The sequence below is a fragment of the Ignavibacteriota bacterium genome (genome assembly GCA_016708125.1).
In the GTDB taxonomy this organism is placed as follows: Bacteria; Bacteroidota; Ignavibacteria; order Ignavibacteriales; family Melioribacteraceae.
The window spans coordinates 174,724-200,543 of sequence record JADJGF010000001.1; the positions used below are offsets into that span (position 1 = coordinate 174,724).

The 25,820-nt window shown below is 28.4% G+C and carries 28 protein-coding genes and 2 pseudogenes; 3 read left to right on the plus strand and 27 right to left on the minus strand.

Going from position 1 to position 25,820, the window contains the following annotated elements; all coding sequences use genetic code 11:
• Window positions 1-164 precede the first annotated feature (164 nt).
• The 22 genes and pseudogenes from IPH62_00860 to IPH62_00965 all read right to left on the minus strand — a co-directional run bounded on the left by IPH62_00860 (window position 165) and on the right by IPH62_00965 (window position 17,972).
• The gene (locus tag IPH62_00860) at window positions 165-362 is read right to left on the minus strand and encodes a hypothetical protein (GenBank protein ID MBK7103822.1); all 198 of its coding nucleotides are present in this window, start codon (window positions 360-362) and stop codon (window positions 165-167) included.
• Window positions 359-598 (minus strand): hypothetical protein, encoded by a 240-nt coding sequence (locus IPH62_00865; protein MBK7103823.1) that lies wholly within the window; start codon window positions 596-598, stop codon window positions 359-361. The genes IPH62_00860 and IPH62_00865 overlap by 4 nt, the downstream gene beginning before the upstream one ends.
• An 813-nt stretch (window positions 599-1,411) precedes the next feature.
• Entirely contained in the window at window positions 1,412-1,987 is a 576-nt protein-coding gene (locus IPH62_00870; GenBank protein ID MBK7103824.1) for a hypothetical protein, read from the minus strand.
• Between the two features lie 2 nt (window positions 1,988-1,989).
• Window positions 1,990-2,469 (minus strand): DUF4352 domain-containing protein, encoded by a 480-nt coding sequence (locus IPH62_00875; GenBank protein MBK7103825.1) that lies wholly within the window; start codon window positions 2,467-2,469, stop codon window positions 1,990-1,992.
• 268 nt (window positions 2,470-2,737) lie between these two features.
• Window positions 2,738-3,262, minus strand: a complete 525-nt coding sequence (locus IPH62_00880; GenBank protein ID MBK7103826.1) for a GNAT family N-acetyltransferase — start codon at window positions 3,260-3,262, stop codon at window positions 2,738-2,740.
• A 255-nt stretch (window positions 3,263-3,517) separates the two neighbouring features.
• Window positions 3,518-4,681, minus strand: a complete 1,164-nt coding sequence (locus tag IPH62_00885) for a transposase (GenBank protein ID MBK7103827.1) — start codon at window positions 4,679-4,681, stop codon at window positions 3,518-3,520.
• Complete coding sequence (locus IPH62_00890; GenBank protein ID MBK7103828.1) at window positions 4,659-4,985, minus strand: hypothetical protein; 327 nt, start codon at window positions 4,983-4,985, stop codon at window positions 4,659-4,661. Before IPH62_00890 ends, IPH62_00885 begins: the two co-directional genes overlap by 23 nt.
• Before the next feature lie 310 nt (window positions 4,986-5,295).
• Window positions 5,296-6,072 (minus strand): LamG domain-containing protein, encoded by a 777-nt coding sequence (locus IPH62_00895; GenBank protein ID MBK7103829.1) that lies wholly within the window; start codon window positions 6,070-6,072, stop codon window positions 5,296-5,298.
• A 283-nt stretch (window positions 6,073-6,355) separates the two neighbouring features.
• Window positions 6,356-6,856 carry a hypothetical protein gene (locus tag IPH62_00900; protein ID MBK7103830.1) on the minus strand — a complete coding sequence of 167 codons (501 nt, stop codon included), beginning with the start codon at window positions 6,854-6,856 and terminating at the stop codon, window positions 6,356-6,358.
• Window positions 6,857-7,179: 323 nt separating this feature from the next.
• Window positions 7,180-7,353, minus strand: a complete 174-nt coding sequence (locus IPH62_00905; protein ID MBK7103831.1) for a hypothetical protein — start codon at window positions 7,351-7,353, stop codon at window positions 7,180-7,182.
• A gap of 65 nt (window positions 7,354-7,418) precedes the next feature.
• A complete protein-coding gene (locus IPH62_00910) occupies window positions 7,419-7,685 on the minus strand; it encodes a hypothetical protein (GenBank protein MBK7103832.1) in 267 nt (88 codons plus the stop codon).
• 282 nt (window positions 7,686-7,967) lie between these two features.
• On the minus strand, window positions 7,968-8,444 hold the full coding sequence (locus IPH62_00915; protein MBK7103833.1) for a hypothetical protein: 477 nt from the start codon (window positions 8,442-8,444) through the stop codon (window positions 7,968-7,970).
• A gap of 247 nt (window positions 8,445-8,691) precedes the next feature.
• The gene (locus IPH62_00920; protein ID MBK7103834.1) at window positions 8,692-9,219 is read right to left on the minus strand and encodes a hypothetical protein; all 528 of its coding nucleotides are present in this window, start codon (window positions 9,217-9,219) and stop codon (window positions 8,692-8,694) included.
• A gap of 336 nt (window positions 9,220-9,555) precedes the next feature.
• Window positions 9,556-9,882, minus strand: a complete 327-nt coding sequence (locus tag IPH62_00925; protein ID MBK7103835.1) for a hypothetical protein — start codon at window positions 9,880-9,882, stop codon at window positions 9,556-9,558.
• A 342-nt stretch (window positions 9,883-10,224) separates the two neighbouring features.
• Window positions 10,225-11,370, minus strand: coding sequence for an IS91 family transposase (locus tag IPH62_00930; protein ID MBK7103836.1), 1,146 nt, complete (start codon window positions 11,368-11,370; stop codon window positions 10,225-10,227).
• A 305-nt stretch (window positions 11,371-11,675) separates the two neighbouring features.
• Window positions 11,676-12,821, minus strand: a complete 1,146-nt coding sequence (locus tag IPH62_00935) for an IS91 family transposase (protein ID MBK7103837.1) — start codon at window positions 12,819-12,821, stop codon at window positions 11,676-11,678.
• A gap of 268 nt (window positions 12,822-13,089) precedes the next feature.
• Window positions 13,090-13,557: a DUF2569 family protein gene (locus tag IPH62_00940; GenBank protein MBK7103838.1), complete on the minus strand. Its 468-nt coding sequence runs from the start codon at window positions 13,555-13,557 to the stop codon at window positions 13,090-13,092.
• Between the two features lie 275 nt (window positions 13,558-13,832).
• A complete protein-coding gene (locus tag IPH62_00945; protein MBK7103839.1) occupies window positions 13,833-15,395 on the minus strand; it encodes a DUF4105 domain-containing protein in 1,563 nt (520 codons plus the stop codon).
• A 1-nt stretch (window position 15,396) separates the two neighbouring features.
• Entirely contained in the window at window positions 15,397-16,014 is a 618-nt protein-coding gene (locus IPH62_00950; GenBank protein ID MBK7103840.1) for a PEGA domain-containing protein, read from the minus strand.
• Between the two features lie 330 nt (window positions 16,015-16,344).
• Window positions 16,345-16,665 (minus strand): hypothetical protein, encoded by a 321-nt coding sequence (locus IPH62_00955; GenBank protein ID MBK7103841.1) that lies wholly within the window; start codon window positions 16,663-16,665, stop codon window positions 16,345-16,347.
• A 306-nt stretch (window positions 16,666-16,971) separates the two neighbouring features.
• Window positions 16,972-17,189: pseudogene (locus IPH62_00960) on the minus strand (tyrosine-type recombinase/integrase).
• 18 nt (window positions 17,190-17,207) lie between these two features.
• A complete protein-coding gene (locus tag IPH62_00965; GenBank protein MBK7103842.1) occupies window positions 17,208-17,972 on the minus strand; it encodes an integron integrase in 765 nt (254 codons plus the stop codon).
• Window positions 17,973-18,446: 474 nt separating this feature from the next.
• On the opposite strand from IPH62_00965, the gene IPH62_00970 reads away from it, so the two are divergent.
• Together IPH62_00970 and IPH62_00975 are read left to right on the plus strand one after the other, a co-directional pair.
• Entirely contained in the window at window positions 18,447-18,644 is a 198-nt protein-coding gene (locus tag IPH62_00970) for a hypothetical protein (GenBank protein MBK7103843.1), read from the plus strand.
• An 89-nt stretch (window positions 18,645-18,733) separates the two neighbouring features.
• The gene (locus IPH62_00975; protein ID MBK7103844.1) at window positions 18,734-19,648 is read left to right on the plus strand and encodes a hypothetical protein; all 915 of its coding nucleotides are present in this window, start codon (window positions 18,734-18,736) and stop codon (window positions 19,646-19,648) included.
• Window positions 19,649-19,780: 132 nt separating this feature from the next.
• On the opposite strand, the gene IPH62_00980 is transcribed toward IPH62_00975, so the two are convergent.
• The 5 genes and pseudogenes from IPH62_00980 to IPH62_01000 form a co-directional block, all read right to left on the minus strand.
• Window positions 19,781-20,044 carry a hypothetical protein gene (locus tag IPH62_00980; protein MBK7103845.1) on the minus strand — a complete coding sequence of 88 codons (264 nt, stop codon included), beginning with the start codon at window positions 20,042-20,044 and terminating at the stop codon, window positions 19,781-19,783.
• Between the two features lie 202 nt (window positions 20,045-20,246).
• Window positions 20,247-21,949, minus strand: a pseudogene (locus IPH62_00985) (AMP-binding protein).
• Window positions 21,950-22,170: 221 nt separating this feature from the next.
• Complete coding sequence (locus tag IPH62_00990) at window positions 22,171-23,625, minus strand: aminoacyl-histidine dipeptidase (protein MBK7103846.1); 1,455 nt, start codon at window positions 23,623-23,625, stop codon at window positions 22,171-22,173.
• A gap of 27 nt (window positions 23,626-23,652) precedes the next feature.
• The gene (gene ychF, locus IPH62_00995) at window positions 23,653-24,732 is read right to left on the minus strand and encodes a redox-regulated ATPase YchF (GenBank protein ID MBK7103847.1); all 1,080 of its coding nucleotides are present in this window, start codon (window positions 24,730-24,732) and stop codon (window positions 23,653-23,655) included.
• 81 nt (window positions 24,733-24,813) lie between these two features.
• Window positions 24,814-25,122, minus strand: a complete 309-nt coding sequence (locus tag IPH62_01000) for an ATP-dependent Clp protease adaptor ClpS (GenBank protein ID MBK7103848.1) — start codon at window positions 25,120-25,122, stop codon at window positions 24,814-24,816.
• A gap of 94 nt (window positions 25,123-25,216) precedes the next feature.
• On the opposite strand from IPH62_01000, the gene IPH62_01005 reads away from it, so the two are divergent.
• On the plus strand, window positions 25,217-25,819 hold the full coding sequence (locus IPH62_01005) for a bifunctional nuclease family protein (GenBank protein MBK7103849.1): 603 nt from the start codon (window positions 25,217-25,219) through the stop codon (window positions 25,817-25,819).
• Window position 25,820 lies beyond the last annotated feature (1 nt).

Sequence of the window (25,820 nt, forward strand, 5' to 3'; positions counted from 1 at the left end):
TAATTACCAAAGCAAAGTTTAACTTTTCTTTAGCAAACTTTGCGACTAAACTTTTTGAATTGAACTTCACTTAAACAAATAACTAATAATTACTTTCAAACTTTTATTTTGCACAAAACCCAAATTAGCGAAGCGGTCGGGTTGATTTGCGTGTTATACAACTTTTACTTTATTATAAACTTTTTGGAAATAGCTGACGAATTATTATCTAATAAATATCCCTCAAGTATATATTCACCATTTGCTAACTCAAAAGAATTTTTATCATAAAGTGATATTGTAAAACTGAATTCTCGAGTTTCATTTTTATTTAGTGAAAATGAAGTTAATACTGATAAACAACCTTCTGGGAAACTTCTCACCGTATTTTTATTTTTTTTATTTCTATTCCAAATTGACATCCAGAATTAAATTTATAAATAACTGTTTCATCTGAATAATTAGTTACTTTCAAAACTCCTTTTAAAGAATCCGATTTGGACAAACTATATTTTTCTAATTCCAAATTAAGATTGGAATCATTCTCAAATTCTACTGAGTTACAATTTGTAAAAATTGTTAAAAAAATAAGAAATATCATAATTAAATATACTTTCATAATATCTCCTTCAAGTTGTATAACGGCGTGGCAAATAACTTGTCCGCCCAAATCCGTCAGCTGACGGAACAATTTTATTTAATAACGATTAATTCATTTTAAAGAGCAGTTTTTAATTTGCCTTTAGCAAAAACTGCGACTTACTTTTATAAATTGTACTTCACTGTTACAAAAAACTAAAATTTACTTTCTAACTTTTATTTTGCACAAAACCTAAACGAGCGAAGCGGTCGGGTTGATTTGCGTGTTATACACTTTTATACAAATTTTTTGTTTTAACTTTTTCAGAAAATTTATTTAACAGATTTTTCTTAAATCTTTTGAAAACTTTTATTTAGCGGAAACTTAAACAGCTCTAAATTTTAAATACATTTTTTGGATAGAAATACTTGAACAGCAATTTTACATTTTAGAAAAACTAAAACTTAGAAAAATGTTTAACAAAAATAATTGAAAGAACGAAAACTAATTTTTAGAAATGATTTACAATTTATAATTTTTGAAAAAAACAAAATTTGATTTTACAAAAGTTAAAAAACTTAAAACTTTACAAAACTTTTAAGACAATTTTAAATAGTTTTTAAACCGTGTATAACGGCGGCGCAAATAACCCGTCCGCCAAAAACTACAATTTTATTAAATAACGATTGGTAAAATTACCAAAGCAGTTTTTAATTTGGTTTTACAAAAAACTGCGACTCACTTTTCTGAATTGTACTTCACTTTAATAAATTACTAAAATTTACTTTCAAACTTTTAATTTGCACAAAGCCCAAACGAGCAAAGCGGTCGGGTTGATTTGTTTGTTATATTTTAATAAAATTCTTTGTATGTAAATGTTTTCAAAATTGTATTAGGTGTTATGATAAAAGTATTAACAACTTTAGGCTCAATTGTTAATTGCTGAAATTCAATTTGATTAAAATTAACAACTATGTCATTGAACCAATTTGTAAAATATTTTTCATCAATATTGTTTTGATAAAAATAAAGTGCAATTCCAAAATCAAGTTGAGAATTATAGCTTAATAATTTTTTAATATCTTCCTTAAAAACTCCACATCTATCGTAGTTTATTGAACCAAGTTTTAGTTCAATTATTACAGACAAATCCAAATTATAAATATTATTAAGACTATTTTTTTTTACTTGAACAATGTCATGTTTTTGTTTATTTGCTAAACTACTTGGATATTCACATTTAATCGGCGAAGTAATAATTTTGTTTTTTAAATGATCAATTTCAATATTTTTAAACTTACTTTTAAGAATTTGTGCTAATTCAACACGAACATCCTCTTCATAAAAAAAATAAAATGGATTATTAGCAAATTTAGAAAATAGTTCTTTAAGAGAACTTTCAAAAATTAATAAATTATTTTCTTCCATAATTATTTGACTAATCTAATAAGTCTTTTTTGACCAGTTCCAAAACCTCCAGAGACTTCAAGAGTATATACATCATTTGAAGTTGGGATTTCAAATGGCATAATTATTTTCTTGGGAATTTTTGGTTGAAATTCCTTTAACATAAATATTTTATCTTGGTCTTTTAAAATCATCACAATCATTGCATCTTGAGAAGTATCAAATTCATAATTGTCTGAATCATATACTTTGAACATCGAATTAGTAAGTGTACTTGGCTCACGGTCAAGATTTGTTATAGTTAAATGAACAATTAAAAGTGTTCCATTCGATTTAAAAGAATTTAAACCATTAGATACTTCTTTCTTATACTCGATATTATCCACACGATACTTAAAGTAACCTAATTGAAATTCATCACCCAACTTATATTGTGCATTAACTTGATTAGTAAATATGATAAATATAAAGCTTACTACTATGCTTGTTAAAATGTTTTTCATAGTTTTTCCCTTTTCTTAAAATATAACGGCATGGCAAATAACCCGACGCCCAAATCCGTCAGCTGACGGAACAATTTTATTTAATAACGAATGATTTATTTTAATGAGCAGTTTTTATTTTTCATTTACAAAAAACTGCGACTTACTTTTCTAAATTGTACTTCACTTTTACAAAAAACTTAAATTTACTCCCCAATTTTTGATTTACAAATTCCCGCCAAATTAGCGAAGCGGTCGGGTTGATTTGTTTGTTATACCGTTTTTAAAATTATTTTGCAAATTCAAGTTTCATCATTATATCTAATTGTTCATCGCTGCCTAATTTAAATGTATGTTCACCAAATTCAACAAATCCATTCTTTTTATAAAATTTTATTGCTCTTAAATTCTTTTCCCAAACTCCTAACCATATATATTTTGCTTTTCTTTTATTAGCAATTTCTATTGCTTTTTCATACAATTTCTGTCCAACATTTTTTCCGTGAAATTCTTTTAGAACATAAATTCGTTCTATTTCAATTGATTCATCTTCGTGTATTTCTGTTTGCGATTTCCCAAAATTTATCTTTAAATAACCAACCTTATTATTTCCAGATTCTGCAAAATAAAATTCTGAATCTTTGTTTTCAATCTCGGCAGTGAGTTTTATTAAGGAAAAATCTTGTTCCAAATATTTTAGCATATTTTCTTCAGTATTACTTTCTGCAAAAGTTTCAAAAAAAGTTTGTTTACCAATTTTTTGCAATTGATAAATATTATTTAATGTCACTCTTTTTATTTCAATATTTTGCATTCTTTTTATTTAAGTAATATTCTGAAATGAAAATTTAATTTGTTTTTTACGGTATAACGGCGTTGTGTTTAAGCGGATGCCCAACGGTTTACGCCGCCACATGCCACGATTTATTGTTAATGTTACTTAGTTACTTCCCACCTCAGAATAACAAGACCAAACCGAACTGCAAGTATTGGGATTTACTGAAGCATTCCGCTTGAGACACTTGTTATATGAAGGTGCTGTTTATTAATACAGCCTTCAACATGATCTTCAACTTGTGTTAATGCAATAAAAGTTGAATAAAAGTTTTTCTTCACATTTCGGACATAGAACATCAATGTATTTTCTTACTCTGTTATACCAGATTTCTGTCTGCTGATTGAGAGTTTCAATTATATCTTTGAAAAAATCTTTAATGATTGAGATAGATTCCTTCTTTTTATTTGAAGCAAATATCCCACCATATCTTAGCTTTCTAAAACCTTCTGGCAAAATGTGTAAGAGATACCTTCTGATAAACTCTTTCTCGGTTAATGTCATCAACTTCTTTTGTGCAACTCCTTTCTCGTTTCTGTCTTTGTAATCTTTGTACTCAAAAGTAACTCTACCATCCGAGTATTTTTTTATCCGGTGATTGCTTATTGCAACTTTGTAAGTATAGCGTGATAAATACTCAAGAACTTTTGGTGAACCGTTCAACGGAGCCTGATTATATACAACCCATTCTTTCTGACTTATTTCATACAAAAAATTATTGAAAGCATTTTTTGTTGATAGTTTACTAATGTTACCAGCAAAGAGCAAGTTGCCATTATTGTATTCGAATTTAAGTTTTTCTATAAATACTCCCATCATAACCTTCGACATAGCGTTAACCGGGAATAGAAAATTCTTACTGTAAGGAAGTCTGCAATATCTGCCGTTTTTAATGCCTCCGCTCAATACTATAAAATGTAAATGAGGATGATAACTTAACGTTTGGCCCCACGTATGAAGCAGACCGATAAAACCTATCTCTCCTCCGAAATACTTTTCATCTTTGCTGAACTTTTTGAGAACATCAAATGCCGACTTGAAGAACAAATCATATATTACTTCTTTGTTGCAGACGATAAGATTGCGAAGCTCGCTTGGCAATGTAAATACAACATGATGATAACAAAGCGGTAGAAACTGTGTGATGATCTTTGATAGCCACTTCAACATCTTGTTATTATTACATCTGTTGCAATGACGATCTCCGCAAGGTGTTCCTCTTTCAACCGTATAATCACAATTACTATTTGAACATGAAATCCTTTGTCTGGAAGAATAAGGCGAGCAGCAATTAATTATTTTGCCAACAACCTTTGTTTGCTTCCACGATAACTTGCGATCCACAAGATAAGAAGGAAGCCCTTGTTCTAATATGTCAGCTACTCTTATTCTGTCCACTTATTTCCTTTTGAAGAAATGATATTAACTTTGGTAAATTATCTATTGTCATCCCCCATATCCATTGCGTATTTATCCCGAATTCCTCACTCAATATTGCTTCTTCCAAATCTTCAAAATCTGAAAATACAATCTCTTCAAACTTTTTTTTATAAGTAACACCAACTTGATTGCTGTATTCAACTAGTGTTTTATAATATTCGATTAACTCTAACTGTAATTTTATGTTTTTATAATAACGTCTGTACTTTAGTCCTTCCAGCTTTTTATAAGCGTTTTTGGATATCTTCAGTAATTCGATCAATTTATTTTTTGCGTCAATCTTTATCTTCTCGGCTTTTACTGTCCCGTATTTTGGGACTTCATATAACGGCGTAGCAAATAACCCGTCCGCCTAAAACAACAATTTTATTAAATAATGAATGATTTATTTTAAAGAGCAGTTTTTAATTTGGTTTTAAGAAAAACTGCGACTCACTTTTCTAAATTACACTTCACTTTAGCAAAAAACTTTAGTTAAACTTCCAAATCAACTTTTTACAAAATTCCGCCAAGTGAAAACGGCGGTCGGGTTGATTTGTTTGTTAGCTTTACGCCTTAATTAAAACTATTTACTATTCCCAATTATAAAGTTGTAATACTTCTTCTTCATTAAGAGCTCTATCATATATCAATAAATCATCTATTTCTCCTTCAAAATATTTATATCGAGATGAAAATAAACTTTTTCCAATATACAATGATTGATTATTGTTGAATTTTATATAATCATCTGGAGTGTAAATGATTTCCTCAACAGGATATCCATCTGAGTATTTTGTTATTGTACCATCAGAAAATGTTATTGCAAGGAAAATATATTCTTCTCTTGGAATTTGATTAGTACGCCAAATACCTCCTGATTGAAAATATTGATCCTTTATTTCAAACCAAAAACTATTAAAACCATGAATACTGATCACATAACCTTTTCCTGTAGTATCTGTATTAGAAATGATTGATGATTCATCATATTCTTTGATCTCTAAGATTTTTCTTAACCAAAAACACAGTGTACCACTATTTTTGCTAGTATATTTAAATCCTGGAATCTCAACAAAATCATCATTTCCATCAAATTTTAGTGATCCATCTGGTTGCCCGAACCTACCTATAGAAGAAGAAACTCCCTTTACAATTCCATGCATTTTATTTTCACTGTAATCTAAAGCGTCCGCATTAAAAGGATAATATGCAATAAGTCCACTTTTTACAACATTGCCATATTCCAAATAATTTTTTGGTTCCACAATTGAGTTGTAAATCTCTTCTTCACAACCACCAGACAGTAATATGGAAATAATAATAAATATAAAAATAGATTTGTGGAATTTGTTAATAACTAAATACATCTTTCTAAAATTCTCCTCTGAGTATAATTATAACATATAATTTTTACAGTAAAGCTAACGGCGTGGCAAATAACCCGTCCGCCCAAAACTACAATTTTATTAAATAACGAATGATTTATTTTACAAAGCAGTTTTTATTTTTCCTTTAGCAAAAACTGCGACTCACTTTTCTGAATTACACTACACTTTTACAAAAAACTAAAATTTACTTTCAAACTTTTTATTTACAAACCAAACCAGTATTGAGCGAAGCGGTCGGGTTGATTTGTTGGTTATGTTGCTTCTAGAAACAATATCCTATACTTACGCCAATCCATGGAACTAACTTATTTAAGTCTAAAATTGGAATAAAGGATATTCTAAATAATATCCCTTCATTTTCAGGTTGGTATCTATAACCAATTATTCCATATGGATTAATTGCAAATTTTTCTTTTTCTACCCCTTCAATTCTTTGACCAACAAACTTTAAAACTAAACCCGCACCAAAATCAATTTTTGATGTATTTGTAATATCAAACAGATAATTGTATGATATTGGCAGTAAAAATAATTGGTTAGCTTTATAAAAACTATCATCAAATGTACTTCGTGGAATATAGCCTAATCCAATTCCCAAAACAGATTTATCGGTAATAAATTTTTCATAATTTATTGAAAACAACCCACCTCTACCTAACAATTCTAAATAAATATTATTTCTTTGATTATACAAGTTTTCTTGACCGATTATCAGATTTGAAAATATTATTAATGATATTACAGCAATTAGTATTCTTTTCATTTTAACCATTTATTATTATGAATATGTTATTAATATTTAATCTATATTCTAATAATTTTCAAATCAATTATTTATGACCTTAAAGCAACATAACGGCGTGGCAAATAACCCGTCCGCCAAAAACTACAATTTTATTAAATAACGAATGGTTTATTTTAAAAGCAGTTTTTAATTTTGTTCTACAAAAAACTGCGACTCACTTTACTTAATTCCACTACACTTTTATAAAAAACTAAATTAAACTTTCAGACTTTAATTTTGCACAAACCCCAAACGAGCGAAGCGGTCGGGTTGATTTGTTGGTTAGCTGTATATTTAAAATATTATTTATAAAACTCTTTAAAGAAAGTTTTTTCCATGAAATCTACAAATTCTGGAAATGTAAGATAATCTTCGCGTATGCCCCATTTATCCCAAAATTCCCATAAACCCTTATTATCTGTAGTTACTTCACTAAGTTCTATACCTCCAACTTCATTTTGAATATTTTCTTCCAATTTAAAACTTCTGAAATATGTACCAATTATTATAGCTGAAAATGCCCTTCTTTTTAGAAAATCTATTAATGTATTCTTTTCTGAGAATTGTTTTTAATATATGAAAAAGTTTCTGGTTCAATCCATAATTCACTCATTTCAGGATGTTGCAACATATACTCATCAATTTTTAACCAAATCATTGCGAAGTCATTTTTTGTTTTAATATTTCTTTCTTCTCTCATTAGCGTTATTTGTTTATTTACTTGTTTGATGCTTTTGTTTAAAAAATAAACAGTAATCACTATTAATACTAAATTTAAAGAAGTCATTATTATACTTATTAAGTCCATACTAACACCTTATATTATATTATTTTATATATTTATTTATAATGTTGTATACAGCTAACGGCGTGGCAAATAACCCGTCCGCCCTACACAACAATTTTATTAAATAACGATTGGTTAATTTTACAAAGCAGTTTTTAATTTTGTTCTAAAAAAAACTGCGACTCACTTTACTAAATTGCACTTCACTTTAACAAAAAACTAAAATTTACTTTCAAACTTTTTATTTACAAACCAAACCGGAATTGAGCGAAGCGGTCGGGTTGATTTGCGTGTTAGGCAGCTTTATAGAAATTGATTTCTAAATTTTAATTTTATTTTTTTGCTTATTTCACTTTCCACCTTTATACTGTCAATTTTTACATATTCAATAATTGGTTCTGAAATTGCATCGATTAGGAAATTGCTTTTATATAAATTAATATTTGTATAAACGTCATTTGAATACCAAACATAAATTGTGTCAGATATAAATATTACTTCCTTATTTATTTTTGGTTCTTCCGAAATACTTCCATAAGAAACATATAGTTTTAAAGATATTAGTTCATTGTTGTCATTATTCTGTATAAATATATAAGGAATTGAATCGGTTGGATTTTGATAATATTGCAAAACTATATTTAAAGTATCTGATTTTTCAACAATCAGAATTTCATCAGTTAGATTTCCTTTATATAAATGACCACTACCAGTATTTTTCATTTCGTCACAAGATATTGTAAAAACTAACAAAACAATTATTATAATTTTCTTTCTCATAAATTTAGCTGCCTAACGGCGTGGCAAATAACCCGTCCGCCCATAACAACAATTTTATTTAATAACAAATGATTTATTTTAAAGAGCAGTTTTTAATTTGCATTTACAAAAACTGCGACTTACTTTTCAAAATTGCAAAACACTTTTACAAAAAACTAAAATAGACTTTCAAGTTTTCTGTTTACAAACCAAACCAGAATTGAGCGAAGCGGTCGGGTTGATTTGTTGGTTATGCTAATTCTTTAATTTATATTTTATTCCAAGGATTTTTATTTACGATTTGGTTAATAAACTTCTCAGTTTCTGATTTATTAATTATTTCTAATTTATTGCTTCTTATTGTTCTAAATTGTTTTAAATATTCTCCAGATACATATTCTTTTACATTAACTTCGTCTGTATTTGATGTATTTATTATTCTATTATCTTCTGATGTATAAAATATTTGTGCTTTTTTGCCAATTTCAATTGATTCTTTTATCATTGTTTCAAGTTCAACAATTGATATTACAATATTATTATTATCAATTTCTTTTATTGTAAACATAATTTCAATTTGAAAATCATCTTCTGAAAATAAATTATTTTGTTCAAGTGAACTTTTAAATTTTTTAATAAAATTATTTTCTATTTCTGAATAATTCTGAGTTACAGGAAATACAAAAAAATTAATTTTATTTGTTTCTTTATTTGAATTTTGCTGACTAAAAAGACAATTGTTCGATAAAATTAAAAAACTGAAAATTGCAACGAAAAGATTTTTTTGATTGGACATCACACACCTCATAAATTGATTAATAAATAATTTGTGAATTAGAGATGGTAAAAGTTTTTTTTACATAATATCCTTCAATATTTTTTATTAGCATAACGGCGGCGCAAATAACCCGCTGCCCTAAACAACAATTTTATTTAATAATGAATGTTTTATTTAAAGAGCAAAGTTTAACTTTTTTTAGCAAACTTTGCGACTTAATTTTCTGAACATTGTTCACTTTTAACAAAATAGTCAATACAACTTTCAAATTATATTTTTACACAAAAACCAAACCAGTACGGCAGTCGGGTTGATTTGTTTGTTATGCACTTTTTTTAATTTTATTATATTTAGTTATTTATTTACTTCTTTTTTTTTCTTATTAAGAAGTTCTGTTTTAAAATCTTCTCGTTTTGAATTTGGCAATATTTCAAATTTACTGTTTGATGAATCTGACGGTGGTAATGGAATCATTTCATAGTTTTCTTTTTGTATGTTTTTCTTCTGTGATTCTAATCTTAATTGATTTAATGATTTATATAATTGTTGTTTTTCTTGTTCATTTTTTTGAAGTAATGAAAGTTTATTTTGCAACGAATCCAGCTTGTATTGATATTTACTTTGTGAAAATATTGATATTGATAAAACAAAGATTAAAGAAATTAAATAGTTTATTTTCATTTTAAACCTCATTCTTATTTCTCAATAAATCTTTTACTAATATTTATAATTTATGTTTCACTAATCTTCCAAATCTCAAGTCTTTGAAGTGCATAACGACGTTGCCAATAAGCTGCTGCCCAAAAGAGCAATGCCAAATAAGCAACACAATGATTTATATTTAGCCGTGCTTAACTTTACATGTAAGCACGGCGGAACTAAACTTCAATAATACTGCTAATGTTAATAGCAATGCCAAACAAACTTTTAATCTTTATTTCTGTATTCAACCCGAGCAATTACGGCAGTCAGCTTGATTGGCGGGTTATATTAAGCTTTTATTTATTAATTAAGCTCTCAACTTCAACCATACCCACTCAACAATACTTTACTTTCACATTCCGGACATACACATTTAACTTTTTCTTCCAACTCATTTATTATTTCTTCAACTTTTTCTTTTAATTTTCCAAGTTCACTCTTTATTTCTTCTTCTATTTTATTCAGTGAGTCTTTCTTTTTATTTGGAGCAAAGATTCCTCCATACCTTATCTTTCTAAATCCTTCTGGTAGTATATGTAGTAAAAATCTTCTGATAAATTCCGTGTCTTCTAATGGTAGTATTTCTTTCTTAGCTATGCCTCGTTTATCTTGCTTCTTGTAGTTCTTATATTCAAATCTTACTACTCCTTTTTCATAACTCTTTATTCTGCTATTGGATATTGCTACTTTGTGTGTATATCTCGATATATATTCTAACGTCCTTTCTCCATTGCTAAATGGTGCCTTCGAATATATTACCCATTTCTTTTGACTCAATTTATATAGGTAATTGTTAAACTCTTTTGATCTTGATAGTATTTCTATCTTTCCCGGAAATCTTAATTTCCCTTCCTCATACTTTTCTTTTAGTAACTCTATAAATTTTCCCATCATAACTTCTGACATCGCCCCTACCGGAAACATAAACTTCTTCGAATATGGTAATTTCTTAAATCTCCCTTCTTTCAGTCCTCCACTTAATACCATATAATGTATATGTGGATGATATAACATCTGACTTCCCCATGTATGCAATAAACCGATGTAACCTATTCTTCCTCCAAAATGTCTTTTATCCTCTGAAAATTTATTTAGTACATAAAAGCTGCTCTTGAATAATATATCATATAATATCTGCTGATTGCATATTGATAGATTATTCAACTCCGATGGCAACGTGAATACAACATGAAAGTATGGTAATGGCAGATAATTCTTTAGGACATTTATTAACCATTTTATTTTCTTATTCTGGTTACATCTATTACAATGTCTGTCTCTGCATGGTCTTTTCTTTTCTTCTTCATATCCACATTCTTCATTTGTGCACTTAAATTTAACCGGTGACACGTTATCTGAAAAACAATTGATAATCTTTGTGATTACCTTTCTCTGTTTGTTCGATATGCCTTTGTGCTCCAAATATCTCTCTATTCCAGACTTTAATATATCTGATACTTTTATCATTAGAGCTTAACTTATTCATATTTTCAATGAACTGCCAATGCTTTTTTGGCTTAATATAACGACGTTGCCAATAAGCTGCTGCCCAAAAGAGCAATGCCAAATAAGCAACACAATGATTTATATTTAGCCGTGCTTAACTTTACATGTAAGCACGGCGGAACTAAACTTCAATAATACTGCTAATGTTAATAGCAATGCCAAACAAACTTTTAATCTTTATTTCTGTATTCAACCCGAGCAATTACGGCAGTCAGCTTGATTGGCGGGTTATATTAAGCTTTTATTTATTAATTAAGCTCTCAACTTCAACCATACCCACTCAACAATACTTTACTTTCACATTCCGGACATACACATTTAACTTTTTCTTCCAACTCATTTATTATTTCTTCAACTTTTTCTTTTAATTTTCCAAGTTCACTCTTTATTTCTTCTTCTATTTTATTCAGTGAGTCTTTCTTTTTATTTGGAGCAAAGATTCCTCCATACCTTATCTTTCTAAATCCTTCTGGTAGTATATGTAGTAAAAATCTTCTGATAAATTCCGTGTCTTCTAATGGTAGTATTTCTTTCTTAGCTATGCCTCGTTTATCTTGCTTCTTGTAGTTCTTATATTCAAATCTTACTACTCCTTTTTCATAACTCTTTATTCTGCTATTGGATATTGCTACTTTGTGTGTATATCTCGATATATATTCTAACGTCCTTTCTCCATTGCTAAATGGTGCCTTCGAATATATTACCCATTTCTTTTGACTCAATTTATATAGGTAATTGTTAAACTCTTTTGATCTTGATAGTATTTCTATCTTTCCCGGAAATCTTAATTTCCCTTCCTCATACTTTTCTTTTAGTAACTCTATAAATTTTCCCATCATAACTTCTGACATCGCCCCTACCGGAAACATAAACTTCTTCGAATATGGTAATTTCTTAAATCTCCCTTCTTTCAGTCCTCCACTTAATACCATATAATGTATATGTGGATGATATAACATCTGACTTCCCCATGTATGCAATAAACCGATGTAACCTATTCTTCCTCCAAAATGTCTTTTATCCTCTGAAAATTTATTTAGTACATAAAAGCTGCTCTTGAATAATATATCATATAATATCTGCTGATTGCATATTGATAGATTATTCAACTCCGATGGCAACGTGAATACAACATGAAAGTATGGTAATGGCAGATAATTCTTTAGGACATTTATTAACCATTTTATTTTCTTATTCTGGTTACATCTATTACAATGTCTGTCTCTGCATGGTCTTTTCTTTTCTTCTTCATATCCACATTCTTCATTTGTGCACTTAAATTTAACCGGTGACACGTTATCTGAAAAACAATTGATAATCTTTGTGATTACCTTTCTCTGTTTGTTCGATATGCCTTTGTGCTCCAAATATCTCTCTATTCCAGACTTTAATATATCTGATACTTTTATCATTAGAGCTTAACTTATTCATATTTTCAATGAACTGCCAATGCTTTTTTGGCTTAATATAACGGCGTAGCAAATAACACGCCGCCCATAATTAGATTTTACTAAATAACGAATTTATAATTTTACAAAACAATGTTTAACTTTTTTCACAAACATTGTTTTTAACTTTTCTGAATTGCACAAACTTTAACATAAAACTTTAGTTAAACTTCCAAACAAACTTTTTACAAAATTCCGCCAAGTGAAAACGGCGGTCGTGTTGATTTGCTGGTTATACAACATTAAAAGTATACTTGACTCTTTTTGAATATGTTAGATATAAATACCAAATTAAAAAGAATATTATTTTAGGTAACTGAAAAATTATTTGATAAAATAATGTTTCGAGAAAATTTGAACTCATAAGTGAATTATTTAGCCAACTATCTAAAAAATAATAGATGCCAGTGATTAAATAAATACTTATGTAAAAGATTAAAAATTTCTTTGTCGTCCTAATTGCATTTTTATCTTTTTTGAAAATATTGTATCCACAATAAAAACTGTATAATCCAATAATAATTGAGATTAAGGAAAAGATTATCCCTTCATAAAAATATCTATCTAAATTAGTACCATCCATATAAAATAAATATCCAACACCAGTTAGAATATTGTAAACTCCAAGAACAAAAAGATTGATATATAAAAATATTAACCAACCTCCAATTTTTTCTTTACAGCTTTCTTCAAATGTCATATTGATTCACAAATTATTATTAAAAATATTCTTCTATTTATTTTTTGTTGTATAACGGCGGCGCAAATAACCCGACGCCCAAAACAACAATATAATTTAATAACGAATGATTTATTTAAAGAGCAGTTTTTAATTTTCATAAGAAAAAACTGCGACTCACTTTTATAAATTTTACTTCACTTTTGCAAATAACTTTATTGAACTTTCCAACTTTATGTTTAGAAACCAAACCCAAACAAGCGTAGCGGTCGGGTTGATTTGTTGGTTATGTTGCTTTAATTAATATAGTGATTTAATTTTATTGAATACGAAATATTCTCTTTTGAATATTTTAATTGCATATAAAGTATATTTAATTTTGGCAATTCAATTCCAAAACTTGTTTCATTAAAAATAACATCTTCAAGTTTTTTTGTAGTATTAAATGTAACCTTAAAGTTGTGCATTAATTTTACTCTATTTGAAAGTTTTGCTTGAATTATTAACTCGGGTCCAAATAAAACTGAAAAACCATAATTTTGTAAATAAACTGGTGAAACTTCCATTAATGCAGATAAATTAAAACTATTTTTAAGTATTGAAATCGAATATCCTATCCCAGCAAATAATCCATACGTCAAGATATTATTAACATATTCAGATTTTCTTTGCAAACCTAAACCAATTCTCCATGATAAATAATTGGAAAGTACTGAAATGGGCTGTAAACTTAATTGATTAAAAAGATAGAATTCATCAATGAATATTTTTTTTGTTGAAAAACCAATATCAGTTTTAAACAATGACAAATAATCATTTGCTGGATAAACATCATAACTTTCAAAAAAATCGTGTAAACCAAGACGAAAATTAAGTAAATATGTTGGTGAATTATTATGAATTATTTTTATACCGCCACCTAATAAAACAGATGGATGTATATCAAATTCTTTGTTATAGTTCTTAAATATATTAATAGTAGCTTCTTCTGATTTTGAAACTAAAATTCTTAATTTTTTTATTATTTCGATTTCGGTTTCAGTAAGATGTTCTTTTTTATTTGAATTTTTCCATTCTAAAAAATTCAGCAACAATGCGATTTCTGAATTGGACAATTCAGTTAAATTGAAATTTTCTTCAGAAAAATCCAAAGGTAATTTATAAATGCTTTCATTAATAATATTACTAGTACTTTCTACAAACATTGGCTCGCCAATCCTACCCTTCCAATTATCAATTATTGTTTTTGGAAAGAAGAAAACTCGATTAGAAATATTAGTTTTATTAAAAGAAATATTAAATATTGAATCAATTTGGCTTGCACAATTTTTATTTGCAAACAAATAAGGAAAACTTTTATTTTGTAAATTGAAAAAATTTTTAAGAAAACTCAATTTTTCAGCTTCATTCAATTCAATTGGGAAAAGCCACAAAGGTCTTGATTCAATAAAAGTATATTCTCTAAATTTCTCAAAAAAAGGGACTATTCTAAACTCGCCTACAAGACCACCAAAAATACCTTTTAAGAAAAATTCAAATGAACCAATACCATCTGTTGTAGCTGAAAAATCTAATGATGGCCATAATAAAAATGGTCGCTTTTCTTTTGGTTCTAGTAAAACAAATAAATGTCCAAAAGATGAAGTTGGACTTGCTGGATATGGCCCAGCAAAAACTAAATACAACTTTTCAATTGAATTTTCTTTTAAAAATATTTCTAAAGAAACTTTCTCTGATAAAGTATCAATATAATTTTCACTTAAATTTTTTGTGCTGTATTCAGCAGAAAAAATTGTAATACTAGATAGGAGAATAACTAAAAGTATTTTTGTTATTCTCCTTTGAATTTCTATACCCAATTTAGATATTTAATAATTTTTCGATTTCTATACCAAAAGTAACTTGATCACCATTTGATTTTATTAAAATGTTTTTTACCATTTGGGTTGAATTTTCATTTTGTTCTAAATTAGCTAAATATAAAAGTGAATTTAAATAATTACCATTGTTATTTGATAAATCAATGGCAATATTTGACATGTTAACCATTGCAAATTTTTTCAATTCATATTTTTTCTTGAAATCATTAACTGATAAACCGTTTGCAATTAATTCAACTTGATAACTTGCGGGTGAATACTTATAAGCGGCACCAGTAGCAAAGTCTGTAATACTTCCAAGTGTTCCACCAATAATAATATTTCCCCAAAACATACCTTCCATCGTTGTACTTAATGCAATTTGATGAGTTTTATAACCTTCCATTTCGATAGTAATAAGTTTACCATTTTTTTTAATTTCACCAGTAAATGGAGTTTTACCTACTGAAACACCATCTAATTTTACATCAGCACCTTCAACGTTACTAGTAATGGTTACTAATTGCGAAGTACCAGTAGCAATTGTAGCACAACTTGTTAAATAAATACTGACAACTAAAACAATTAAAGAAGCAGTAATAATCGATATTTTTTTCATTTTTTCTCCTTTGATGAATGATAATTAATTGATATAGATTTTGTTGTGTGTTTTTATAGAGCATTTTTGAAATATTTAGCAACATAACGGCGGCGCAAATAACCCGCTGCCCTAAACAACAATTTTATTTAATAATGAATGTTTTATTTAAAGAGCAAAGTTTAACTTTTTTTAGCAAACTTTGCGACTTAATTTTCTGAACATTGTTCACTTTTAACAAAATAGTCAATACAACTTTCAAATTATATTTTTACACAAAAACCAAACCAGTACGGCAGTCGGGTTGATTTGTTTGTTATGCACTTTTTTAATTTTATTATATTTAGTTATTTATTTACTTTTTTTTTTCTTATTAAGAAGTTCTGTTTTAAAATCTTCTCGTTTTGAATTTGGCAATATTTCAAATTTACTGTTTGATGAATCTGACGGTGGTAATGGAATCATTTCATAGTTTTCTTTTTGTATGTTTTTCTTCTGTGATTCTAATCTTAATTGATTTAATGATTTATATAATTGTTGTTTTTCTTGTTCATTTTTTTGAAGTAATGAAAGTTTATTTTGCAACGAATCCAGCTTGTATTGATATTTACTTTGTGAAAATATTGATATTGATAAAACAAAGATTAAAGAAATTAAATAGTTTATTTTCATTTTAAACCTCATTCTTATTTCTCAATAAATCTTTTACTAATATTTATAATTTATGTTTCACTAATCTTCCAAATCTCAAGTCTTTGAAGTGCATAACTATTTATTAAGCAGAATACCCGTCTCTTATTAAATGGAGCAAAAAAAGATGTTTATTCTACTTTTGGTTTTTCTAATATCTACTTAAAATTTTTATATCTTATTATAAACTATAATTTTATACAAAATTTTCAAACTTAAATTTGGTTCGCTATACTGAATTTTCTTCCGCTTTCCATTCCCAAATATCCAATTATTTCCTTCCGTTTTTCAATACCTAATATTTGCGTCTAACGGACTTCTTACACCGGTTCCGCTATTTAATACATGCGTATAAATCATTGTTGTTTTAACAGAACTATGTCCAAGTAATTCTTGTATTGTTCTAATATCGTAACCATTTTCAGCAAATGGGTTGCAAAGGAATGTCTAAAAGCATGCGAACCGGCATGTTTTGTAATCTCAGCTTTTTTTAATATTTCTTTAATTTTTTCTGAACTGTTGTTTCATGTAAATGGTGTCTGTAGTAAAATTATTTTTTCGGATAAAACAAATTTATCCGATGGAAAAATATACTGCCATCCAAATTCTTTTCCGGCGTTTGGATATTTTTCTCTTAATGCCATCGGCAAAATTGTTTCGCCTTTTCCGGCTTTAAGATCATTTTCGTGAAGCTTTTTTACTTTTTTAAGATGGTTTATTATCTCCGGAATTATTGAAGTCGGCAAAATTGTTTGTCTGTCTTTTTCCCCTTTGGAATCACGAACGGTAATCATTTTATAATCCATATCAATATCTTTAACTCGCAGCCTTAAAGCTTCTCCTAATCTTAAACCGCCTCCGTATAAAACCGAAATAATTATTTTTGTAACTCCGCTTAATTGTTTGAATATTTCCGAAATTTCATTTTTAGAAAATACTGTTGGTAATTTTAAATTTCTTTTTGCTCTTTTAACATTTTCAAGCCAGCCTAATTCTATGTTCAAAACTTTGTTATACAAATACATAATGGCATTCATTGCTTGGTTTTGCGTTGATGCAGAAACCTTTTTATTTACTGCTAAAAATGTTAAGTATTTTTCAAGATCTTTTTTATCTAATTCCTTTGGATGTTTTTTGCCGTTGAATAAAATGTAATTTTTAATCCATCTTAAATATGCTTCTTCTGTTTTTCTGCTGTATCTGTGGGCTTTTAAAGTTAAGCTTACTTTATCAAGAAGTTTAGGATTTTTAGTAACTACTATTGCACTATTTGCTTTTTTTTCTATCAATTATTTGATGATAAATTAGTTACACAAAATTAAATAAATTATAGTTAAACTTCAATTATTTAAAATTGATTTTTATAATTATTTGCTTTCAAAAATTCTTCTTCGGGCTTGATTAAAATAAGATATAAAATACTATTTATTTTTTTTACTGCTCCGCACAATCAGTTACAATAACTAAATATTATATTAGTTTAATAATTTAATTTAATATAATGAATAATTTACCTTTTGTAAATACGTATAAATACTTACACCATATTTTTGTCCTAAATTTTCATGTTGCTCTAAAAAAAATATTTCCCTAATTTGTAACAGAAATTTAACTTAGATCAAGTTTTACGATGATAACAAAAAATTCATTCGTAACAAATTTTAGCTTTCTTTCCCACAACATCCTCAGCTTGCGCGGCACCTTTATAAATAAATTTTTTCCATTAACTAAAATAATTTTTCAATTAAAATTAGGATGAAAAAATGACTCACATTTGTTTTCATGCCAGAGCAGATCATCATGATCAATTTGCAGATACTTTTGAAGAAGCTAAAAAAATGGTGGATGTTTGGGTTGATGAAGGCGATTCTCATATTCAAATTTTCAAATTATCGGCTGATGAAGTAACTGATTATATTGATTTGGATGAAGAATTAATTTATACCGAGAAAGGAAATTAAATTATTCAAATAATTTTTCCGGCATTTGGATACAAAAATTGTAAAAATATTTTATCTTACTTTAAATTAAATTTATAAGTTTTTTCTAAATGCCAAATACTCTTGTTCACATTGGAATAAATGGATTCCTTACAAAATCCATAAGTAAAAAGTATAATCTTTTTTGGATTTATTTGGGTTCTATAATTCCGGATATTCCTTGGATTTCAAAAAAGTTTTTGGAATTCTTTATCCCGCAGATTAATGGCTACGATCTGCAAGCATATTTAATAATTCAATCAACTTTATTCTTCAGTTTAATTCTAAGTTTTGCAATTTCACTTTTCTCAAAAAATCTTTTCAGAACTCTTCTAATTCTTTCACTTGGATCTGTTTTACATTTATTGGCTGATTCTATTGAGACAAAATGGGCAAACGGAGTTCATTTGTTTGCTCCGTTAAATTGGAATCTTTTAAATTTTGGAATTATTTGGCCGGAAAATTTTATAATTCATTTGCTTGGTTTTTTAGGAATTGCATTTTTTGTTTGGAATTGGAGAGATAGTAAAAATTTTTATCCGGATTTTCTGATAAACAAAAGTCGTTTTCTATACTTTATAATTATTTTTTTATTCTATATTTTTCTTCCGTTTCTTTTCACTAACAAAGTTTTCGATTCCGATAATCATTTTATTCAAACTCTTAAAAATCAAAATTCCAGAATTGGTAAGTATGTTGAGTTAGATAGAAAAACAATTTTTTTTGATGAGAACTCCGGTAATTACTACTTTAAATCTTTCAACAAAGATATAATTGAATTAACAAATATTGGAAAATTAAATTCCGATAAGGTTTCGGTAAAAGGAAAATTTATCAAAAATAATTTAATTGAAGTAATTGAATACAAAGAAAGTTTAGGAATTTTAAGAGACGGCGCTTCGTATATTGGCTTATTTTTAATCTTACTTTTTAATGCAAATATTTTACTTAGAAAAAAATTCGCGGCAATAAATTCAAATTTGTAAATAATTAATTGAATCCTCTCAAATATTTAAAGTGCTTGTCATTCTGAGGAGTCCGTCAGTTGACGGGCGACGTAAGAATCTCATAATTTGAGTAAAATGAGATTTCTTTAATTTCTTAATTTTTAGAACTTCCTAATTTATAATTTGATTGGCAAATGCTTCATCATTTTCTAAATCATAATCTTCAAAAAAACTGTGAGCTACATAATATTTCAATAATTCGCGAGTTCTTTTTTCATCATAATTTGATTCAATTATTTTAACGCATTCTGTAATTATCTTATTGGCATTTCCGTTTTTTACACTGATTTCCGGATTTTCATTTATCGATAGTTTTTTCGTTACTTCATTTATTAAAAAATATGCAGAAATAGAAGGTTCAAAATAAGCATTCATTTTGCCGCCGTTTGTTTTTTGTGGTAATTATCGGCTGAAGTGGGAATTACTTGAGTTTAGAAAATTTTAATTGTTTTACATCACAATATCTGTATCAGTTTTTATATTTATTAGCATTGTCTTTAAAAGACTTCCTTTTGATTTGTTGGTCCTCAATGGCTCTAAGTAAATTTATTTAGAGCCATTTTTTTTTGCCCAAAACTTATTCAACTAAATATCTTTTAATTTTTTGCGTTGTTGTTTTCACAAATTCATTTTCGCGAATGTAGAATTTTACAATTTTTTTATGCGATGCAAGATTTTTATTCACTTTTGCAACTTCTTGTTCAATAGTTTCATTAATTATTTTATCATTTATCTGAACTTTATTTTCTTGCGAATATAAAATAAAAGCTTCCGCATCAACCACAATTTGCGCTGCAATTATTTCATCTTGTTTTTCAGTTTTTTCTCCGTAAACTAAACATTCTAAAATATACGGACTGTGATTTAGCTGATCTTCAATTTCTTCCGGAAAACATTTTTACCGCTTTTAGAAATTATTACATTTTTCTTTCTTCCGCTTATGTGCAAAAATCCATCGGAATCAATATAACCTAAATCTCCGGTTTTAAACCATCCATCGGAAAATGCATCTTTTGTTTTTTCCGCATCTTTGTAATATCCAAGCATCACATTATTTCCCTTTGCATAAATTTCACCAATTCCGTCATCATCTTTATTTACGATTTTTATTTCAACATTAGGAAGCGGAACTCCGGCAGCATCGTTCTTAAAATTATTTATTTGGTTTAATGCTAAAATTGGCGAAGTTTCCGTTAAGCCGTAACCTTGTAAAAATCCAAATCCGAAACCTTGTAAACCTTCAGCAACAACCGGATCGGCAGCAGCGCCGCCAACAATAAATATTCTTATTGCTCCGCCAAATTTCTCTTGAAGTTCTTTAAAAATTTTTTTCTTTAAATCTTTCACTCCAAATTTTTGTGTGAGATTTGTAAACTTTATTAATTTAGGGACTAAAAATGCTTTCTTTTTATCCTCATTAATTGCTTTCATAACTTTTTTAAACATTTTATCAAAAAGAAGCGGAACACCAAGTACAATTGTGGCTTTAACTTTTTGCATATCTTCGGCTACTGTTTTTAATGAGCGCGCATAATGAATTGATGAACCGGCGTAAAGCGGACACAGCATTCCGCAAGTGCATTCATAAGTGTGATGAATTGGAAGTACCGATAAAAATCTATCTTCGGGATACATCATTAACATGCTCAACATATCTGATAAATTTGATGCTAAGTTTTTTTGAGAAAGCATTACGCCTTTTGCTCTTCCCAATGAACCGGAAGTAAAAATTATTTCTGCTAAATCTTCCGGATTAATATTTGGAAGAATTGTTGTGTCACCAATAATTTGACTGTCAATAAGACTTTTCATACTTAAAAATTTACCGTCTGGATCGGCTTTATCCATATTGATAAATATTCTTAATTTTTTTAATACATTTTTATTTTCAGTAATTATGTTTGAAAATGTATCGGAAAAAATAATTCCTTCTGAATCAGATTCGTGAATAATATTCAGAATTTCATTTTCGGTAAGATTTTTATCGATCGGAACTACAACATAATTAAAACTCATTAATGTTAAATATGAAATTGACCATTGAACTCTGTTTTCACCAATAAGCGCAATGTGATTTCTTTCGCCTAATCCCAAAGCCTTAAGTGCCTTACCGAATTTTAAAATATTTTCCTTAAGCTGAGAAAAAGTAACTTTAGAAATTGGATAATTTTGTAAATCTTCAAGGGCAAGTTTATCTTTGTAAACTTCGGATGATCTCAAAATCATTTCCTGCACACTTGAAATTTTGGGAACATCAAATAATTTAATTTTACTTTTCATTTTCCCCTCTTAATATATTTTGATTCAAATATCCGAATATAAAAAAAACTTTTTCTAAATTTATTTTTAAATCGATCACATAATTTTAAGATATTTTTGAGAATAAAAATTTATTCAATCGAACAATTCAAAATATCCATATTTTATTTGCATTGAGATTCTTCATCCCGCATTCAGCGGGATTAAGAATGACATGTATAATAGAATTTCAGAACTACTTTTCAACTTAATTCTTTTAAAATCCCTTTTAATAAATTGTAGAATTTTTCTACATCCTTAATATTTACTTTTTCATCCGGTGAATGTGCGCCTTGAATTGTTGGACCGAAGGAAATCATATCAAGTCCGGGAAATTTTGCACCCAGCAATCCGGTTTCTAATCCGGCATGAATTGCTTTAATCTCTGGTTCTTTTTTAAACATTTGTTTGTAAACTTTTTTAGATACTTTTAATAAATTTGAATCCATATTTGGCTGCCAGCCGGGATAACCATCGCCTTCCGTTAATTTTGCATCGGCAAGTTTGAAAACGGATTTAACTGAATCTGCAATTTTATTTTTCGCACTTTCAATTGAACTTCTTTGACTTGTGCCAATTGTTAAAACTTTTTCTTCAATTTTTAATGTTGCAAGATTTGTAGATGTTTCAACTAAATTTGGTATATCCGGACTCATAGAAATTACACCATGAGGCAGCGCAAGTAATACATTTATTAATTTTTCCTTCAATTCACTTTTAAATACTTTGGATATTTTATTTTCAGATTTTTTTAAAATTATTTTCAAATCCGGATCAACAGTTTTAAATTCCAATAAAGATTTTGAGACAAAGTCTTTAATAATCTTTTTAAGATTTGCTAAATTCTTTGGATCAATTAATATTATAGCTTCAGCTTCACGCGGAATTGCATTCCTTAAAGAACCGCCGTTAATTTGTGCAATTTGAAATTTAAAATTTAATTGTGATAAAAAATGTCCGAGAAGTTTTATAGAATTTGCTCGTTGTTGAATTATGTCTAAACCAGAGTGACCGCCTTTTAATCCGGTAATTAAAATTTCATAAGCCTCAAATTCTTTCTTCGCTTTTTTATAATCAATCTTAAAAGAGCCGGCTGTATCTTGTCCGCCGGAACATCCGACATAAAATGCGCCGTCTTCTTCAGAATCCATGTTTAATAAAGTTTTTCCGGAAATAAATTTTGGCTGAATTTCTTTAACTCCGGTCATTCCGGTTTCTTCATCAATTGTGAAAAGTAATTCTAACGGACCATGGACAGAAGTTTTATCCAAAGCTACCGTCATTGCTGCTGCAACGCCAATTCCGTTATCAGCCCCAAGTGTTGTTCCGTCTGCTTTTATCCATTCTCCGGTGTTTATAAGTTTAATCGGATCTTTATCAAAATCATGTTTGGTTCCTTTATTCATTTCGCAAACCATGTCGACATGTCCTTGCAAAACAATTGTGGGAGATTTTTCTTTTCCTTTTGATGCCGGAACAAAAATTAAAACATTCCCAACTTTATCTTCTTTAAATTTGAAATTATTTTTTTGCGCAAATTGTTTTACGAATTCTACAGCTTTATGTTCTCGTTTAGATGGTCTTGGAATTTGACTAAGTTCATAAAAATGCTGCCATAACAATTCCGGTTTTAATTTTGCAATTGCTTTTTGTGACATAATATTCACCTTTTTATTTTTAAAATTTTAACTGTGTCTTATATTTAAAATATCGCCGTCTTGAACAATATATTCCTTTCCTTCAAGTTTCCAAACACCGGCTTCTTTACATTTTGCAAAAGTTTTATAATTCATAAAATCATTATATCCAACAACTTCTGCTCGTATAAATTTGTTATAAAAGTCTGAATGTATAACTCCCGCTGCATCTTGCGCCGTATAATTTTTTCTAATTGTCCAAGCTCTGTTTTCATCTTCTCCAACAGTAAAAAAACTTTGTAAACCTAAAGCTTCGTAAGAGGCTTTAAGAATTTTGCTTAAGGCAGATTCTTTAATTCCATAATCTGCCATAAACATTTCTCTATCTTCGTCTCCAAGTTTGGAAAGTTCTAATTCAAGTTTTGCAAAAAACGGAATTATTTTCACATTTTCATCTTTCAATAAATCTGCAACTTTTTGAATTTCCGAATCAACAATATTCATCGATTCATCATCAAAATTAATTGCAATTACTAATGGCTTCAAAGTCATCAATTGATAACCGGAAAGTAATTTTCTTTCTTGTTCATCCAAACCCAAACTTCTTAACGGTTTTTCTTGTTCAACATGATGCATACATTTTTCAATTACCGGAATTTCTCTTTTTAGTCTGTCATCTTTTATCTTCAGAATTTCACGTTTAATTTTTTCAATTCTGGTTTCCAAAAAAGCCATATCGTGAAATAAAAATTCATTTTCCAAAAAAGTAATATCTTCGCAAACATCAATTTTATTCATTGGATGAGGAACAGAATCTTCTTTAAATTTTCTAATCACATAAAAAAGTGCATCATTATTTTTTACTTCATTTAAGAACGAAGAAGTAATTCGTAATTTTCCATCGTCTGCGGTTCGCAATCCGGGAATATCAAAAACTTCAATTGTGGCGTTTACAGTTTTTTTTGGATTGAATATTTCGGTAAGCAAATCCAATCTTTCATCCGGAACTTTCACAACTTCTATTGATGCTTTATCAGAAACAATATTTGGATTATTTTCTGTTCCGGAAAGAATATTAAAAAGTGTAGTTTTGCCCGAAAATTGTAACCCGACTAAACCAATCTGCATAATCTAAAAATCCTTGTTTGAATTATTGTGAGCACAAATTTAACAAAACCATTTTGCAATTACGATATTTATAAACCATGTTTATCCAACAATTTGAGTATGAAGTCCAATTTCTTCTAAAATTGAAGAAACTTTTAAGCAATTTACCATTTCTCCCGCAAAAACCATTGCTCTACCTTTTACATGAACTTCAAATGCAAGCGTTCGTGCTTTTTCAAAAGAACAATTTATAGCTTTGATTAGCTGTAAAATAACTTCTTCAAACGTATGAATATCATCATTAAATAGGAAAACTCTATAAGCAGTATCAATATTTGTATCATTAAAAATTTCCGGCTTTATCTGCTGATCGGGATATTCAAGCTCAAATTTTTCTATTTTATTATCCATTTTGCTTAAGAGATTAAATATTATATTAAGATGTTTTTTTTTATATTGCTCATACAAATTAGTAATTTTAAATATATTAAGGTACAGTTTAGGTTTGGAAAAAGTTCAAGTAGATATTTTAGGATTATCATCAAGTCCTTCTGCCGGAGGAGCTTATGCTTTGTTGTTAAAAGAATCTTTCGGAACAAGGCGACTTCCAATAATTATTGGCTCTTTCGAAGCTCAATCAATTGCTTTGGAAATTGAAGGAATAAAACCGCCGCGACCATTAACTCACGATTTGATGAAAAATTTAGTTGATGATATGGGTGCAACAATTTTGGAAGTTTATATTGATGAACTTAGAGATAATACATTTTATGCAAAAATTGTTCTGGAAATTTCAACATTAACAAATACAATTGATGCAAGACCAAGCGATGCAATTGCATTGGCGGTTAGAACCGGTTCACAAATTTTTGTTGCGGAAGAAGTTATGCGCGCAGCATCATTTGTTCCATCGGGCGAAGAAAATGACGAAGCCGAAGAATCTTTTGAAATTGCAAATGATTTTGAAGCAAAACAATTTCCGAAACAATCTTCAGAAACAAAAGTTGCTTCATTACAAGATCAATTAAGAGAAGCTTTGGAAAAAGAAGATTACGAACGTGCCGCAAAACTTAGAGATGAAATAAATCGGTTAAAAGGAAATAATTAAT